The organism is Roseivirga sp. UBA1976 (genome assembly GCF_002336325.1).
GTDB lineage: Bacteria > Bacteroidota > Bacteroidia > Cytophagales > Cyclobacteriaceae > Roseivirga > Roseivirga thermotolerans.
This window is the reverse complement of sequence record NZ_DDDQ01000078.1, coordinates 1-14,988: the sequence shown is the minus strand read 5'-3', so window position 1 is coordinate 14,988 and position 14,988 is coordinate 1. Positions and strand designations below refer to the sequence as shown.

Annotated in this window: 14 protein-coding genes; 7 read left to right on the top strand and 7 right to left on the bottom strand. The window is 44.0% G+C overall.

What is annotated here, in order from left to right:
- From B3763_RS07805 to B3763_RS07790, 4 genes are all read left to right on the top strand, one after another.
- The coding region (locus B3763_RS07805) for a hypothetical protein (protein ID WP_286745441.1) at window positions 1-248 on the top strand (248 nt) is incomplete at its 5' end.
- Between the two features lie 140 nt (window positions 249-388).
- Window positions 389-1,234, top strand: a complete 846-nt coding sequence (locus tag B3763_RS07800; RefSeq protein ID WP_286745438.1) for a 1,4-dihydroxy-2-naphthoyl-CoA synthase — start codon at window positions 389-391, stop codon at window positions 1,232-1,234.
- 41 nt (window positions 1,235-1,275) lie between these two features.
- A complete protein-coding gene (gene cls / locus B3763_RS07795) occupies window positions 1,276-2,727 on the top strand; it encodes a cardiolipin synthase (RefSeq protein WP_286745436.1) in 1,452 nt (483 codons plus the stop codon).
- 69 nt (window positions 2,728-2,796) lie between these two features.
- Window positions 2,797-4,044 carry an ectonucleotide pyrophosphatase/phosphodiesterase gene (locus B3763_RS07790; RefSeq protein WP_286745434.1) on the top strand — a complete coding sequence of 416 codons (1,248 nt, stop codon included), beginning with the start codon at window positions 2,797-2,799 and terminating at the stop codon, window positions 4,042-4,044.
- Here the strand turns inward: B3763_RS07790 and B3763_RS07785 are convergent.
- Window positions 4,041-4,742, bottom strand: coding sequence for a hypothetical protein (locus B3763_RS07785; RefSeq protein WP_189630546.1), 702 nt, complete (start codon window positions 4,740-4,742; stop codon window positions 4,041-4,043). The two genes, B3763_RS07790 and B3763_RS07785, sit on opposite strands and share 4 nt — an antisense overlap.
- A 117-nt stretch (window positions 4,743-4,859) precedes the next feature.
- Here B3763_RS07785 and B3763_RS07780 point away from each other — a divergent pair, with 117 nt between their 5' ends.
- Window positions 4,860-5,912 carry an aromatic ring-hydroxylating oxygenase subunit alpha gene (locus B3763_RS07780; protein ID WP_286745431.1) on the top strand — a complete coding sequence of 351 codons (1,053 nt, stop codon included), beginning with the start codon at window positions 4,860-4,862 and terminating at the stop codon, window positions 5,910-5,912.
- A 70-nt stretch (window positions 5,913-5,982) separates the two neighbouring features.
- Here the strand turns inward: B3763_RS07780 and B3763_RS07775 are convergent, their stop codons facing one another.
- From B3763_RS07775 to B3763_RS07760, 4 genes are read right to left on the bottom strand one after another with little or no spacing between them, the layout of a single operon-like run.
- Window positions 5,983-6,348 (bottom strand): MmcQ/YjbR family DNA-binding protein, encoded by a 366-nt coding sequence (locus B3763_RS07775; protein WP_189630544.1) that lies wholly within the window; start codon window positions 6,346-6,348, stop codon window positions 5,983-5,985.
- Window positions 6,348-6,572, bottom strand: a complete 225-nt coding sequence (locus B3763_RS07770) for a DUF6728 family protein (RefSeq protein WP_286745428.1) — start codon at window positions 6,570-6,572, stop codon at window positions 6,348-6,350. The genes B3763_RS07775 and B3763_RS07770 overlap by 1 nt, the downstream gene beginning before the upstream one ends.
- 10 nt (window positions 6,573-6,582) lie before the next feature.
- Window positions 6,583-8,562: a (E)-4-hydroxy-3-methylbut-2-enyl-diphosphate synthase gene (ispG, locus tag B3763_RS07765; RefSeq protein WP_286745426.1), complete on the bottom strand. Its 1,980-nt coding sequence runs from the start codon at window positions 8,560-8,562 to the stop codon at window positions 6,583-6,585.
- 54 nt (window positions 8,563-8,616) lie between these two features.
- Window positions 8,617-9,321 (bottom strand): SDR family oxidoreductase, encoded by a 705-nt coding sequence (locus tag B3763_RS07760; RefSeq protein ID WP_286745423.1) that lies wholly within the window; start codon window positions 9,319-9,321, stop codon window positions 8,617-8,619.
- 155 nt (window positions 9,322-9,476) lie between these two features.
- Between B3763_RS07760 and B3763_RS07755 the strand changes: the two genes are divergently transcribed.
- Complete coding sequence (locus B3763_RS07755; RefSeq protein ID WP_189630540.1) at window positions 9,477-10,211, top strand: MlaE family ABC transporter permease; 735 nt, start codon at window positions 9,477-9,479, stop codon at window positions 10,209-10,211.
- The gene (locus tag B3763_RS07750) at window positions 10,208-10,960 is read left to right on the top strand and encodes an ABC transporter ATP-binding protein (protein WP_189630539.1); all 753 of its coding nucleotides are present in this window, start codon (window positions 10,208-10,210) and stop codon (window positions 10,958-10,960) included. The genes B3763_RS07755 and B3763_RS07750 overlap by 4 nt, the downstream gene beginning before the upstream one ends.
- On the opposite strand, the gene B3763_RS07745 is transcribed toward B3763_RS07750, so the two are convergent.
- Both B3763_RS07745 and B3763_RS07740 read right to left on the bottom strand, forming a co-directional pair.
- Complete coding sequence (locus B3763_RS07745; protein WP_286745417.1) at window positions 10,957-14,409, bottom strand: hypothetical protein; 3,453 nt, start codon at window positions 14,407-14,409, stop codon at window positions 10,957-10,959. The genes B3763_RS07750 and B3763_RS07745 overlap by 4 nt on opposite strands.
- A gap of 2 nt (window positions 14,410-14,411) precedes the next feature.
- The coding region (locus B3763_RS07740) for a sensor histidine kinase (RefSeq protein ID WP_286745415.1) at window positions 14,412-14,988 on the bottom strand (577 nt) is incomplete at its 5' end.

Genomic DNA, 14,988 nt, shown 5'->3' with positions numbered 1-14,988 from the left:
CCGTGCCAAGAGAAAGCTTTACTACAGCCAACAACTGGCTGGGTCAGGCTCGCAGATATGCCAGCTCCAGACTTACAGCCCCAGGGCCAAACGAAAGAAGTCTGAAAGAAAACGCACAGAAAATGATGAATGAAGCCATGCAGATTGTTAATGATTTCTTTAGCAACGAGTGGCCGAAATTTAAGGCAGTCTATGACAGAACTAACCTAGACTATTTCAAAGATTTTTCTGACCCAATCAGAAACTAGGATCATTAAAATCTTATCGGAAAAGCCTCGCCCATCAGCGAGGCTTTTCTTTTACCCCTGCTTCAGAGCTTACATCTCTAAGAATTATAGTTCACACTTTAAAAACGAAGTGCTAATTTCACGGCAAAATGAAGACGAGCATGAACAAAGCAAACTGGCAAACCGTAAAAGAATACGAAGACATTACCTACCAGAAGTCTGGCACGGGCGTGGCAAGAATAGCCTTCAATCGTCCGGAAGTAAGAAATGCCTTCAGACCCAAAACTGTGGCAGAACTTTTCGATGCCTTTTTAGATGCTCGTGAAGACACCTCCATTGGTGTAGTGCTTTTTTCTGGCGAAGGGCCATCGCCTAAAGACGGTGGCTGGGCCTTTTGCAGCGGTGGCGACCAAAGAGCCAGGGGGCACCAGGGATATGTGGACGATGATGGTATGCCACGACTCAATATTCTTGAAGTACAGCGGCTTATACGCTTTATGCCCAAGGTAGTGATAGCCGTAGTGCCCGGTTGGGCCGTTGGTGGTGGCCACAGCCTTCATGTGGTTTGCGACCTCACTCTGGCCAGTAAGGAACATGCTATTTTCAAACAAACCGATGCCGATGTGACCAGTTTTGATGGAGGCTATGGCTCGGCCTATCTGGCCAAAATGGTAGGACAAAAGAAAGCCCGTGAAATTTTCTTTCTGGGAAGAAATTATTCGGCTCAGGAAGCTTTCGAGATGGGTATGGTTAACGCTGTTATTCCTCACGATGAACTCGAAGACACCGCTTATGAGTGGGCACAAGAAATTTTACAAAAGTCCCCCACCTCCATTAAGATGCTCAAATTCGCCTTTAACTTAACAGACGATGGCATGGTTGGACAGCAGGTTTTTGCCGGAGAAGCTACTCGACTGGCTTATATGACCGATGAAGCCAAAGAAGGAAGAAATGCCTTCTTAGAGAAAAGAAAGCCCAACTTTAAAGACATTAAGTGGATTCCATAAAATAAACTGGAAAATAATTCGAATGGCCTTATCTTGATCCTATGCTTGAGGTTTGGCAGAGCATTTCACCATTTGTTTTACCACTTTATTATGTAGCCATATTTTTTGTGGTGATCGACATTCTGTTGGAAAACAGAAATCCGCTCAAAACACATTCTTACCTCTTGCTATTGCTCCTTTTACCCTTGCTGGGTATAGTTATTTACCTGTTTTTCGGGCAAACCATTCGCAAGCGTAAGATATTTGCCAAGAAACAACTCATTAACCAGGCCTTTGGCGACCATTATTTCAAGCAACACGTAGAACGAAAATCCAGAAATCATGTGGTTCCAGAAGGACTGGAGCAATACGAAAAAGTAATTCGCTTTTTGAACAAAGACCTTTCTCCGCTTACCCGTAACAACAAAGTGACGGTGTTGCAAAACGGAGAGCAGAAGTTTCCTGAACTAATAACCGCGCTCAAGGAGGCAAGACACCACATTCACCTTGAGTATTACATCTATGAAAACGGCCTCATTGGTCAGGAAATAGCCCAAATACTCAAGCAAAAAGCCTCAGAAGGGGTGAAAGTAAGAGTAATTGTAGATGGAGTAGGCTCATTGGGACTACGCAAACCCTTCTTTACCGATCTGGTGAGTGCCGGAGTACAAATTGTAGAATTTATGCCGGTACTCTTCCCATCATTTACCAGTAAGATCAACTACAGAAACCACCGCAAAATTCTGGTAATCGATGGCATGATAGGTTTCACCGGAGGCATAAACATTAGCGACCGATACATTAACAATGGTCATTCCAACGGCTACTGGAGAGATACACACATAAAAATTGAGGGTGAAGCGGTAAAAACGCTTCAGTTTCTCTTCATACTAAGCTGGCAGTTTGTAACACAGGAAGAGTTACTGCCGGACAGCAGCTTTTTTCCCACCTTTACTACCCACGGGCACGATATGGTTCAAATAAATGCCAGCGGCCCTGACTGGGAGTTGGCCAGCATAATGGACTCTTTCTTTCTAGCCATTAACTCCGCTCGCCATAGGGTGCGCATTGCAACTCCGTACTTTATTCCTACCGAAAGCATTCTCGATGCCATAGTAACTGCTTCGCGCAGCGATATAACTATTGAGCTGATGATTCCTGAATCGTCCGACTCGTGGATTGTGGAAGCAGCCTCTCGTTCGTTTATTAAACAGTTGCTGGAAGCCGATGTGAAGGTGTACCACTACAGAAAGGGCTTTTTACATTCCAAGGTGATAATTATAGACGACAATTTTGCTTCTGTTGGCAGTGCCAATATGGACTACAGAAGCTTTGACTTAAACCATGAAGTGAACGCCTACTTCTACAATGGCGAAGTGGTACAGCAACTAGCCAGTGCCTTCGAAGCCGATAAGGCCGACTGTGTGCAACTAGGACTCCAGAACTGGAAAAAACGTAGTATTCTTCAAAAGCTTAAAGAGTCGGTATGCCGATTGTTGGCCCCGCTTCTATAATTCTTAACCCAATTTTAACTTTTAGCTTTGGTCGAATAGACGCGCTACCTTTAGTTTAGCACCCGTATTATGAAAAAGTACTTAGAGATAATCATTTTATTGGTGGTCATTGGTTCTACAGCCCTTGGTCAATCGCTTAATGAACAAACACCCTATGTCATTCTGGTATCGTTCGATGGATTCAGGCATGACTATGTAGAAAAATATGATGCCCCCAACTTTAAGTCATTTATAAAAAATGGTGTAGCAGCAAAGGCCATGATTCCCTCCTTTCCTTCTAAAACATTCCCCAATCATTACACCCTGGTAACAGGACTTTACCCAGACAACCATGGCCTGGTGGACAATACTTTTTACGATAGCGATCTGGACCTCATATACCGAATAAGCAACAGAGAACGAGTGCAAAACCCTGCCTTTTACGGTGGCCTCCCCCTTTGGCAGCTTACCCAGCAAAATGGCATGAAATCGGCCTCCTTCTTTTGGGTAGGCTCTGAAGCCCCTGTTCAGGGGCAATTCCCTACATACTATAAGATATATGACGACAATCTGGCCAACGAACCTCGAATTGAGCAGGTTGTAAACTGGCTGAAACTGCCGGCCCCGGAACGACCAAACTTTATATCGCTCTACTTTTCGCTGGTCGATAATGCCGGCCATGCCTATGGACCTGATCATGAAGAAACCAAGAAGGCGGTACTGGAAGCCGATCGCCTTTTGGGCATGCTTAAGAAGCAAACCGATGCGCTCAACCTACCCATTAATATCATAGTAGTTTCTGACCATGGCATGGAACCTATTGAGCCCAAAAAGGAAAAATACATCGAGGCCGGTAAACTGCTTGAAGGCCTGAACAATGAGGAGGTTCGAATGATAAACAATGGCCCTCACGCCCATTTTTATGTAAACGATGAACAAATAAAGCAGCAAACCTATAAAAGGCTAAAACAACACGAAGGGGCTTATCAGGTATATTACAAGCAAAATCTACCACCACATATGCATTACGGAACGCATTCACGTATTGGAGATATCGTTTTAGTGATGAAACCTGGCCACTACATAAGTTCTGAAGGCAGAATTAAACACAACATTGAAAATAATATAACCCGAGGCGAACATGGGTTCGACCCTAAAACCACTCCAACTATGGGGGCTATATTCTATGCCAATGGCCCCAACATTAAAAAGGGTTTGGTGATCGAAGAATTTGAAAATGTGCATGTATACCCGCTTATAGCCGAACTCCTGGGCATTACCAAAGTACCGGCAATAGATGGACAACTGGAGGTTTTAAAAGGTATAATCGAACGTTAGAGTATAGCCTCTAACATTTGCAGCACTTCCGTTTCGCGGTTCCATTTTACGCGGTTCTTTTTGAGATACTGCTTCATTCGCTCCTCCTGAGTTTCTGAGAAAATAAGCTTTAGCGAACTACGCGAGAGACTAATTTCTTCATAGGGCTGCTTGTCGCTATTGCGCCAAAAGTAGCGCTCCTTTAAAACGTATTCTTCAATTTTAGGCCCGGAGTAGCTATCCTGCTTCATATCGGGTCGTTCCAATACTTTATCGCGGTATTTAATCAACTGAAAATTTTCCTTCATTATAAGCTGCTGGCAATACTTGCTGTAATCGGGAAAACGCTTAAAACTATGCCAATCTACCTTCACAAAGGTTTCTACCTCACCCTCAAAGTTCTCCAGCAACAACACCTCTATCAGGTCTTCATTGGTTTCAAAAATTTCTTCAGTACCTATTTTCTTCAAATAGAGTTGATCCTTTTCCGTATGGTAGTTAATGAGAAAGTAGGTAGAAGTATCGCCCCCAACCACTACAAAGCGGCCTTTGCGCCACTCATCAAAACCCAAAGGGCTTCCCTTAATATTGCTGGGATTAATCACGGCCATCAGGTCGGTATACTTACCGCCACCCCCATAATTCAACTGATTCAATTCTATTTGTGCATTTAGTGAAAAGGCACTCAGAAATATTAAGAGAGAAACAATGTATTTCATAGGACTTGCTAATGACTGATAAACAATTTACATATAGTTTTACACTACTAAAACTCCGATTTTGTTTGCCTTTCAGGTACATTCGGGTACCTGAGGAATATGTATGTTTGTACAGAAATGAGTGCGGTAAAGTCTAAAAACCTAAGAAACATCTGGTATGTCGCCTGTCATGGCAGCGTATTAAAACAAGGAAAAACAATTGAAAAGGAGATTGATGGTGAAAAGATTTGCCTTGGCCGCGACAATGAGGGCAACCCTTTTGCTTTAAGAAACCAGTGCCCACACCGCGGCATTCCGTTGACCTATGGCCACTTTGACGGTTGCGAAATTGAGTGCTGCTACCACGGTTGGCGCTTTAAGACCGATGGAGTTTGCTCTAAAATTCCGGCATTGCCACCTCATTCACCACTGGATGTTTCTAAAATAAGAGCCCCCTACTATCCGGTTCGTGAGCTGCATGGCATTGTATTTATTTATATGCCCAAAGACATGCGCAAACCGGAAGATATGGATGAAAGCCTCTTTCCACATTTTCCATTAGATCAAAGTAAGTCCTTCGATCTGGTAACAGCCAAGAGAATGGATTGTGGCCTGGATCATTCGGTAATTGGGTTAATAGATCCTGCTCATGTGCCTTTTGTGCACCAGTCTTGGTTTTTTAGAAAAAAGACCAATCTCAAACTAAAAGAAAAAAAGTTTGCTCCTTCTCATCTGGGATTTACCATGGTAAGGCATGCTCCATCTAAAAACTCTGCTGCTTACAAAATTCTAAAGAAGGAACAGACCACGGAAATAAGTTTTCAATTGCCAGGCATACGCATTGAGCACCTGAAAGTGGGCGAAAACGATATTGTAATTATGACCACACTCACCCCTGTGAATGATCAGGAAACTGAACTAACACAGTTTGTCTATACGGACATAGGGTGGTTCAAACCTCTCAAGCCCATATTCTATCGCTTCGCCAACAGCTTTATTCAACAAGATGTTGATGTGTTTAAAAAACTGAAAGAGGGGCTTAACAACAACCCTCCGCTTATGCTTATGGGCGACCCCGATATGCAAGCCAAGTGGTATAATGCCATTCGTAGCAGGTATGAAAAGTGTCAGGAAGAAAAAATTCCTTTTGAGAACCCTATTAAAGAGCAAACCCTTTATTGGCAGACTTAATTGGTTAAGGGCTCTGGGGTTCGGGTAAGGTCGATTTAAAGAGCCGCGTAGCCGCTTTTCAGTTCCTGAGTTACTGATCTCCCGATAGGCTCTTTAGCTCATCTCTGACCTTTTTAGGCAGACTGGCAGCTACCAGTTCATACGAATGATCTGTGAGTTCTTTGATGAGGTTATCGGGTACGGAACCATCTACATACACAGAGTTCCAATGGTGCTTATTCATGTGCCAACCGGGCTTAATGCCAGCCCATTGCTCACGAAGCTCAACGGACCTTTCCGGATCACACTTTAGGTTAACAAATTCGAAGGTATCGAGCCCCGTTACGGCAAACATTTTGCCCATAACCTTAAACACGAGCGTATCGGGGCCAAAAGGGGTCCCTTCGGTCACTCCGGGTTTATTCAGGCAATAGTCTCTAAATTCGTCCAGATACATTACATACGGGAAATAAAACGCACTATTATAACGGTGAGCGCAATTAAAAACATAATGATGGAAATTTTATTGATTCCATGCATTACTCTAATGTTAAAGTTTGATGGACGATTGGGATCTTTTTTTCGAAAGAAATAGCCTAATACAGGTCCAAAGTCGAACGCTTCTTTGGCGGTGAGTTTTACTCTTTCCTGTTTTTGTTCTTTACGCTCTTCAACTGACATAGTCTTACATTTACACTTCCACCGCCTTTGGTTCAATCCATTTACCATCGGCTCTGATAATCTCAATTAGCTCATCTACAGCCTGTTCGGAGGGCACCCCTCTTTTCATTACTTCCTGCCCTTTGTAAAGGGTTATTTTCCCCTTACCCGATCCTACATAACCATAGTCTGCATCGGCCATTTCTCCTGGGCCATTCACTATACAGCCCATAATCCCAATTTTAACTCCTTTCAGATGATCCGTCCTTTTGCGTATCATGGCTGTCGTTTCTTGCAGATCAAACAAGGTTCGTCCGCAGCTTGGGCAAGAAATGTACTCTGTTTTTGTCATACGGGTTCGGGCTGCCTGAAGGATACCGAAAGCCGTAGTATTTTTTAGTTTAATATCTGAAAGTTGATCCTCTTTGTTTGATTGGGGTGTTGAAGTGAGCATTACACCATCCCCAAAACCATCGACCAACAGACCTCCAATGTCGGTAGAAGCATGAATAAGAAAGGCCTCGGCATCACTTACCTCAAAATTTCTGATCACAACCACCGGAATATTGAGCTTTCTTCTTACCAACTCGAAGAAAAACCTTCTCAGAGCGGGCATAGCATGTGTATTATCTGTTTCCAACAACACTACCAGATTATCCGCTTCCAAAATCATCATGGTGTCCTCATCAATATCTGAGGCGTTCAGGCGAATAAAATTTAACTGGTCGTCACAATCTTCCGCTTGAGCCAATTGCTGAAGATTATATACCGGAAAACGTCCTTTCTTATCAGTCAACTGCTTCCATACAGGGTAATCTACTAATTCTTTCAGGCCATTGGGAAGCATAAACGGAATGCTTTTATTACCTGAGTAGATATAGTCGGCACCTTGATCGTTCATGGTCCATTTATCGGGCTCCGGCAAATAGAAATGACCAACACTTTTAAGGTCTTTTACCTCAATGGTATTTAGACTACTCATATCGGCAATTACCCTTGGCACATTTACATCTCCTATGTTCAGTACCTCTCGAGAAGATCGCTTGTGGTAGAGAAAGGGATCGATGGGTGATTCATTTATTTCCGGTATTGGCCGGTGATCTTTTCTGTCACGGTATCGGTCTACCAGTTTTCGGGCTACAGGTGCTTCAAACTCGGGTTCTTCTGTGAGGGATACACGCACTGTATCGCCAAGGCCATCTTCTAGCAAGGTGCCAATTCCTACAGCCGATTTAATCCGGCCGTCTTCGGCTTCTCCGGCCTCAGTAACCCCAAGGTGCAGTGGGTAAGGCTTAAGTCCTTCCTCATCCAGTTTTTGAACCAACAACCTATAGGCTTCTACCATAACCTGAGCATTGCTGGACTTCATGGAAAGAACAATCTGGTCGAAGTTCAGGTCTTCGCAAATCCTAAGAAACTCCAAAGCAGATTCAACCATACCCAGAGCCGTATCGCCATATCGGCTCATAATACGATCGGACAATGAGCCATGGTTGGTGCCTATACGCATGGCCGTGCCATGCTTCTTACATAGTTCTACCAGTGGGGTAAAGCGTTCTCTGATCCGGTCCAACTCAGCCTGGTAGGTTTCATCGGTATATTCAATACTCTCGAAACGTTTCTTATCGGCATAATTTCCCGGATTGATCCGAACCTTCTCTACTATTTGGGCCGCCAGCTCGGCAGCATTGGGGGTAAAGTGAATATCGGCTACCAAAGGCACATGGCAACCCCTCTTTCTGAGTTCTTTTTTAATGTTTCTCAGGTTTTCCGCCTCTTTGAGGCTTGGAGCAGTTATTCTTACTAACTCGCAACCGGCCTCTACCATTCTCAACACTTGTTCTACCGAACCCTGCGTATCCATGGTATCGACCGTGGTCATAGACTGAATAACAATGGGATTATCTCCCCCAATAATCACCTCACCTACTCGAACGGGAATAGTTTTTCTCCGGCTGTAGCTGACAAGGCTGTTGCAGTATTTTTTAGCTAGCGAGATGGTCGGCTCCATAAGTTTTTTACTTGCTGCAAAGGTAACCCGAAATGAGAGAATTTGTTAATGAATTCATATATCGCCTAACTGCGGCCTGAGTACAATCTCTTCTACCACCGTTTGTGGCGATAGGCTATGCGCTGCATATATGGCTTCGGCAATATCTTCGGCTTTCATAAATCTTTCTCTGGGTAAATCTACTCCTTCCCAACTGGCGGTGTAAGTAGCCCCGGGCAATATAGAGGTAACCCGTACACCATGTTCTTTAAGTTCTTCTCTCAAACACTTGGTAAAACCGAGCAGTGCATATTTGGAAATGGAGTAGCTGCCTCCATTAGGGTAAGCTGTAATACCGGCAATAGACCCGGTAGTAAATATATGCCCTTGTTTTCTGGCCTTCAAATCATCTACCAGTGCTCTGGTAAGGTGATAGGCACTGTAGAGGTTGGTCTCTATCATTTTCTCCAGATTGCCCTCGGGTTCTGTGTGAATTGAGCCGGGCAAGAAAAGGCCTGTATTATTGAGCAATACTTCAACTGGTCTGTTCAGCCCCTTCACATAGGCCGCAAAGGAGAGCACTTCTTCTTTCCTGGCCATATCGGTGGGTCTAAAGAAAACCTCTCCCTCTCCTTTTTCCTCAAGTTCTTCTTTGAGCTGGAGTAAATCGTCTGCACTTCTGGCGCAGGTCACTATATCGAATCCATTGAAGAAGAACTTCTCTGCTGTGGCCCTGCCTATGCCTTTTGTTCCACTACTAATTACCGCAAGTTTTCTCATGGCCTAAAGGTACTTTTGAATAGAGGCACATCAAAATGCTTTCTTTGTACTTGGGAAGAAGAAGACTTAAATTGAATGAACCATAAGGCATTCGTACAAGTTTTGTTATTTTGCCGTTGTAAGGCAAGACCATCAGGCCTTGTTTTTTGAGCTTTATGAGCAACTTAGGAAGGTATATTTTATTTCTTGGCAAGCTTTTCACCAACCGCGAAACGTTCGGCACTTATGTGAGGCTCACTCTCGATGAGTGCATTTACGTGGGTATAAACAGCATTGTCCTGGTTTCTATTGTATCTATTTTTATGGGAGCTGTTTCTACCTTGCAAACGGCCTATAATCTGCTCAATCCGCTTATTCCGGACAGCGTAATTGGTTTGGTAGTGAGAGACCTAACCATTCTTGAGCTGGCCCCCACTATTACGGCCATTATATTTGCCGGCAAGGTTGGTTCAAGCATTGCCGGCAACCTGGGCACCATGCGCATTACCGAACAAATCGATGCTCTGGAAGTGATGGGTATCAATTCAGTTTCTTATCTGGTTCTACCCAAAATAGTGGCTACTCTATTCATGTATCCGTTTCTGGTCATTCTTGCCGGTTCTCTTGCCATTGCCGGTGGCTATTTAGTGGCCGAATTAACTGAAGTATTAAGTCCGGCCAACTACTTTACGGGGTTAAAAACGGAGTTCAATGAGTTTAGTGTAACCTTTGCCCTTATAAAGTCAGTAGTTTTTGGTTTTCTGGTATCATCAATCTCTGCCTTTATGGGCTATTATACCAAAGGTGGGGCGCTGGAAGTAGGGCAATCGAGCACACGGGCGGTAACCGTGAGCTGCATTGCTATTTTACTTAGTGATTTTGTTTTGGCTCAACTACTGCTTGTACGATGATTGAAGTAAAGAACCTTACCAAATCGTTCGAAGATAAAACGGTGCTGAACGACATCAGCGCTACTTTTGAGCAGGGCAAAACCAACCTAATTATTGGTGCAAGTGGCTCAGGAAAAAGCGTTATGCTTAAAAACATTGTGGGGCTATTCAAACCTGACTCGGGGGAGATTCTCTACAATGGCCGCGACTTTATTAACGCTAACCGCGATTTAAAAACGGAAATCAGGCGCGAGATTGGTATGCTTTTTCAAGGCGGTGCTCTTTTTGACTCCATGAACGTGGAGCAAAATGTGAAGTTCCCGTTGGATGTACTTACTACTATGCCTGAAGATGAGAAGCTAGACCGTGTAAATACTGTTCTAAAACGGGTGAAGCTGGAAAACACCAACAAGCGTATGCCCTCCGAAATTAGCGGAGGTATGCAAAAACGAGTGGGCATTGCCCGGGCTATTGTAAATAGCTCCAAATACCTTTTCTGTGACGAGCCCAACTCTGGCCTCGACCCTCAAACATCTATTAAAATAGATCAATTGTTAGCCGAAATCACCGATGAATACCAGATAACCACAGTGGTTGTGACTCACGACATGAACTCGGTAATGGAAATTGGGGAGTATATTGTGTTTATTGGCAATACCAAAAAGTTATGGGAAGGTAACTCAGATGATATTATGCATTCGGGTGTTCAGGAACTCGATGACTTTGTATTTGCTAACAAAATGATGCGCAAATTCAGGTCTTTGTCTTAAAACAAAGCTGTTACCTGAATTCTTCCTAAGTGTACCGTTTGGTTATCACCAGATTTCCGACCATCATACCTTACCAACAATTGCAACCCATTGCTCAATCTTTGCTGCCAGTTCAGGTTCCAGGTGAGGTTGCTTCCGGGCCTTAATGCTTCCAGCAGTTCATAACCAACGGGAGAGGTTTCAACGCCTTCAAAGTCGATATCTATATACTTAAAACTAGCCGTAATGCTGGTTTTAACAGCTTTAGAATAACGTGTATTCAGTCCAAACTCTGTTAGGAAGGCACTTTCTGCTGATGCCTCTGTGAGTACATTTTGCTTAGACTTATAGTTGTAGCTGCCTGTGAACCTAAAGTTTCGCGAAGGCTGAATGGTAAGCGATGGATTAATACTGGAGAACTCTACCCGGTAGTTTCGTTGTGTGAGCACGTTAGACCTGCTCAAGCGAATTCCATCTACATAATTGACATCTATATTCAGTCCTTTACTCACATTCCATCTCATGTGGTAGCGAAAGTCTTCGTTGAGGCGTTGCTCAAAGCCATTGGCCAAAAGCTGTTTATTTTCGAGTTTGGCTAAGCCAACATCGGCTCCAAACTTTGAGTTGGTCTTATTGTAAAATAAGGTAGATCGCAGGTTTTCATTATAACCTAGCACTTGATCATCGGCCACACTGGTTGGCCACAATCTTTTAGCAAGCTCTTCTTCTGTAATTTTAGCATTGAGCCCCCATGCAGTACTGTTAGACAATCGGGCCAGTATTTTTCGTAAACCGGTTTGGCTGAGCCATTCTCTGGGAAAGTTTATGTTCAGCCGATAGCTGATTATGGTGTTAAAGGCCTCTTCAAATGTATCGGTGGGCACAAATATCTTCACATAATTCTTCTCATCGGGGTTTACTGCCAGGTAAAATTCGTTAAGGTCTTGCACCCCATCTCCATTGTCGTCTCGCCAGGTATGGGTTCCTTCACCGGTAGGCACCTGAATAAAGATAAACTCCCTCCTGAGTTCGCGGCTGTTGGCCAGGTTGTAGTTTAAATCTGACTGCACCATATCCTTAAAAAAAGAAGCAGCCCAGTCCATTCTACCCATAATGGTCCGGTCGAGCTTGTCAGAGGCCACTGCATTCAAATTTTCAAGTTCTCTGTAAGTAAACAGCAAATACAACCTGTTGGACGGGTTGAACTGAGTGCGAAAAAAGGCATTCCAGGTATACGACTGGTTGTTATCTACCAACTCACCATTTACCGGTAGCCTGTCTTCACGAGTCTGGTAGTCTATACCGTAGCTCGTCTTAAGTGTATCTGCATTTTTAAGGTAAAGGGTATGCTCTTTAAAGTGCATGGCTGTTCTTACCACCTCACCGGTCGCTTGCTGGCGAACCTCATTCTGGTCTTGTCTATAGCGATAGCCCGGAATAAACCATTGGCTTTGGTAGGAGAAATCGAGGTTGAGCCGGTTCCACTCTGAACGCAATACAGTTTGGTCATTATGCATCCAGTATGCGCTCGATTTCCACTGAAATGGCCCCAGACGCTTGTTAAGCGACAGGCTATGTTGGAAACCATCGACAGCCTCGCCCCGCTTTCTTCTCACCATTGTATAGGCCAGTGCGTTGCTAACATTTTGAGACAGGTTCAAGTTGAGTTGAAAAATGTTTTCGGTGAAGCTTGTGCTAAATTCCTGGGGATTATAACTCCAGTCTCTATCGAACTCTATGTACCTGAGTCGGTCAATAAAGGTAAAAGACTCGCTATTATACTCGTATGAGAGGCTGGAGTTGAGCACATAGTTGGGTAAGAAGTTAAGTTTACGGTCTTTGGAGGTGTGAATAAGCTTATAGGCCAACCCGTCATCATCATCGCTATCGCGTTGCGAATAGAGATTTACATCGTTTTTTGAAAAAGCAATTTCTGCTTCAATAGCATCGGTTTTGTTTAACTTAATGCCACTAGCCAATGTGGCCATCGATTTCTGGTTGGGAGCATGGAGCAGGGCCACCGGCTCATAGTTTCCCTGCAGCTGACCATTCAGAGGAGCAATCCAATCATAAACTCTTCCGTTGGCCGTGGCATTTCTAAGCCGATAATTTCCATTACCCTGGCCTACTTCCGAAAAGCGGACATCGAAAAAAGCACTATCGGGATTGGTGGAGTACTGAAATATATCATAATCATTACCCAGGTTGTCAGTACCGGTGGTCTTGCGGTAAAGAATACGATCTGGATTATAGGCCACGCTATCTACGCGGCTGGTCACGGCTTGGTTCAGGTTGTCTCCGGCATTGGCCAGTATGAGCTTCTCTTCCTGGCTAAGGTCAAAGAGCAATGGCTGATTTCGGTTGTCCTTTTCGCTGTAGTAGTTGAAGGCAAAGTTTAGCTTTTCATTCTGCTGGTAATGACTAGCCTGTATAATAGACCGGCTGTAGTTCTGATCGGAAAACTCATAGTCTACCCTTATACGGGTAAACTTAGTAATGAGTACCCGGTTGGTAAACATAATTTCACCAAGGTTGTAGTCTATAATGTAGTCATTGTCAAAACCCCTGGTCAGTTGTTCTCCATCAATAAACACCTTCTCCGATCCGGCCAAAATAATAACAAACCGCTCGTTGTTCGGCCCTCTTACGCGATAGGGTCCCAAAACACCCTCTATGGGCTCTATACTCACCGAGGCAAACCTACCTTTGGCCACAGAACCGGCCACAGTAGTTTGTGCCTTAAAGCCTCCTTTCATGTCGTATCGGGTAGAAAATTGCGCACCTTGCACGTTTTTGTAGTAGCGCAAAAAGTGTGAAGCCCCATTCTGTAACACTACATCTCCACCTTTCAAACGCCACTGGTCATTGGAATAGAGTTCTATAAATACATTATCAAAATCCTGAATTTGTTGGGTGTTCCCTTCGGGTTGAAAGGGCACGTTCCGGTCGGTAATCACGGCTCTCAGATTTACTCCATTGGTCAGTTGTCCTTCCATCTGTAGGTTGAGTGTAGAGTTCACAAATACATCTTGCCGATTACCGAAAGATATTCCGCGAGAAATACTACCGGTTTTGTAGATGTTCTCTGTACTTACAATTTCTTCGCGTTTAGGAATGGCCAGCGCTTGCTTGTATAAAATAGCGTCTTTGAAAAGAGCCGTAGAATCATAGATATCGAGGGTTTTATTGGCTCGCTTGCTGTGCAAGTCGAAGGGTAAAGTGGTATAACACACCCGCACAGAATCGTGAAGAGCGTTTTCAAAGCTTATTGAATTGCTAGAGAGATTAAAACTAAACTGCTGCAGGCTGTCGGGGGCTACTATTCGTATAGACTCTGGAAATACGGTTAGTGAATCGAGTACCTGAGGGTTCTTGTGGGTCTTTATCCATCGGCACCGCTCGAAAGGCGACTGAGCCCAGGCGGCTACAGTAAACAATAAAAAGAGAATGCCGAAAATACCACGCTGCACAATCAATCGGTTAATGGGAATTCCAAAAAGAAGGTGGTTCCCTCATCGGGAACAGACTCAAACCATATACTCCCTCCGGCATGCTCTACCCCACGCTTAGCTATGGCCAGGCCTATCCCGGAACCTTCTGCCTTTGTACTGAATTTAGGGATAAAAATTTTCTCGCTGATCTCCTCCGGAATCCCCACTCCATTATCGGAAAAGGTAATTCGAGCCTTATTATGGGTCAATACCAGTTCTACCTCCAGTTTTCCGTCTCTTTCATTCGGAATTGCCTGCGAAGCATTGAGAATTAGGTTATTGAATATTCGTCCCAGCAACTGATCATCGCCCATAACCCACACAGGCTGCCTTGGAATATTGGCCTGTATTTCCATTTTATCTTCGTTAAAGAGCCTTACCGATTTTTTTAGCACTTCTACCAAATTAAGCCTTTCACTCTTTGGCATAGGCATTTTAGCAAATGAAGAGAATGAAGTGGCAATATCACTTAGGGTTTCTACCTGACTCAGCAGGTTATCTATTGGCTTGTTAAACTCTATATCTACATTTGGGGCTGCCGGAAGCACTCTTTTCAGG

Excerpts from the sequence above, each read along its gene's own strand:
- B3763_RS07770 (WP_286745428.1), bottom strand. The coding sequence starts at position 6,572 with ATGTCAGTTGAAGAGCGTAAAGAACAAAAACAGGAAAGAGTAAAACTC.
- B3763_RS07785 (WP_189630546.1), bottom strand. The coding sequence starts at position 4,742 with ATGAAATACATTGTTTCTCTCTTAATATTTCTGAGTGCCTTTTCACTA.
- B3763_RS07775 (WP_189630544.1), bottom strand. The coding sequence starts at position 6,348 with ATGTATCTGGACGAATTTAGAGACTATTGCCTGAATAAACCCGGAGTG.
- cls (WP_286745436.1), top strand. The coding sequence starts at position 1,276 with ATGCTTGAGGTTTGGCAGAGCATTTCACCATTTGTTTTACCACTTTAT.
- B3763_RS07790 (WP_286745434.1), top strand. The coding sequence starts at position 2,797 with ATGAAAAAGTACTTAGAGATAATCATTTTATTGGTGGTCATTGGTTCT.
- B3763_RS07750 (WP_189630539.1), top strand. The coding sequence starts at position 10,208 with ATGATTGAAGTAAAGAACCTTACCAAATCGTTCGAAGATAAAACGGTG.
- B3763_RS07780 (WP_286745431.1), top strand. The coding sequence starts at position 4,860 with ATGAGTGCGGTAAAGTCTAAAAACCTAAGAAACATCTGGTATGTCGCC.
- ispG (WP_286745426.1), bottom strand. The coding sequence starts at position 8,562 with ATGGAGCCGACCATCTCGCTAGCTAAAAAATACTGCAACAGCCTTGTC.
- B3763_RS07760 (WP_286745423.1), bottom strand. The coding sequence starts at position 9,321 with ATGAGAAAACTTGCGGTAATTAGTAGTGGAACAAAAGGCATAGGCAGG.
- B3763_RS07800 (WP_286745438.1), top strand. The coding sequence starts at position 389 with ATGAACAAAGCAAACTGGCAAACCGTAAAAGAATACGAAGACATTACC.
- B3763_RS07755 (WP_189630540.1), top strand. The coding sequence starts at position 9,477 with ATGAGCAACTTAGGAAGGTATATTTTATTTCTTGGCAAGCTTTTCACC.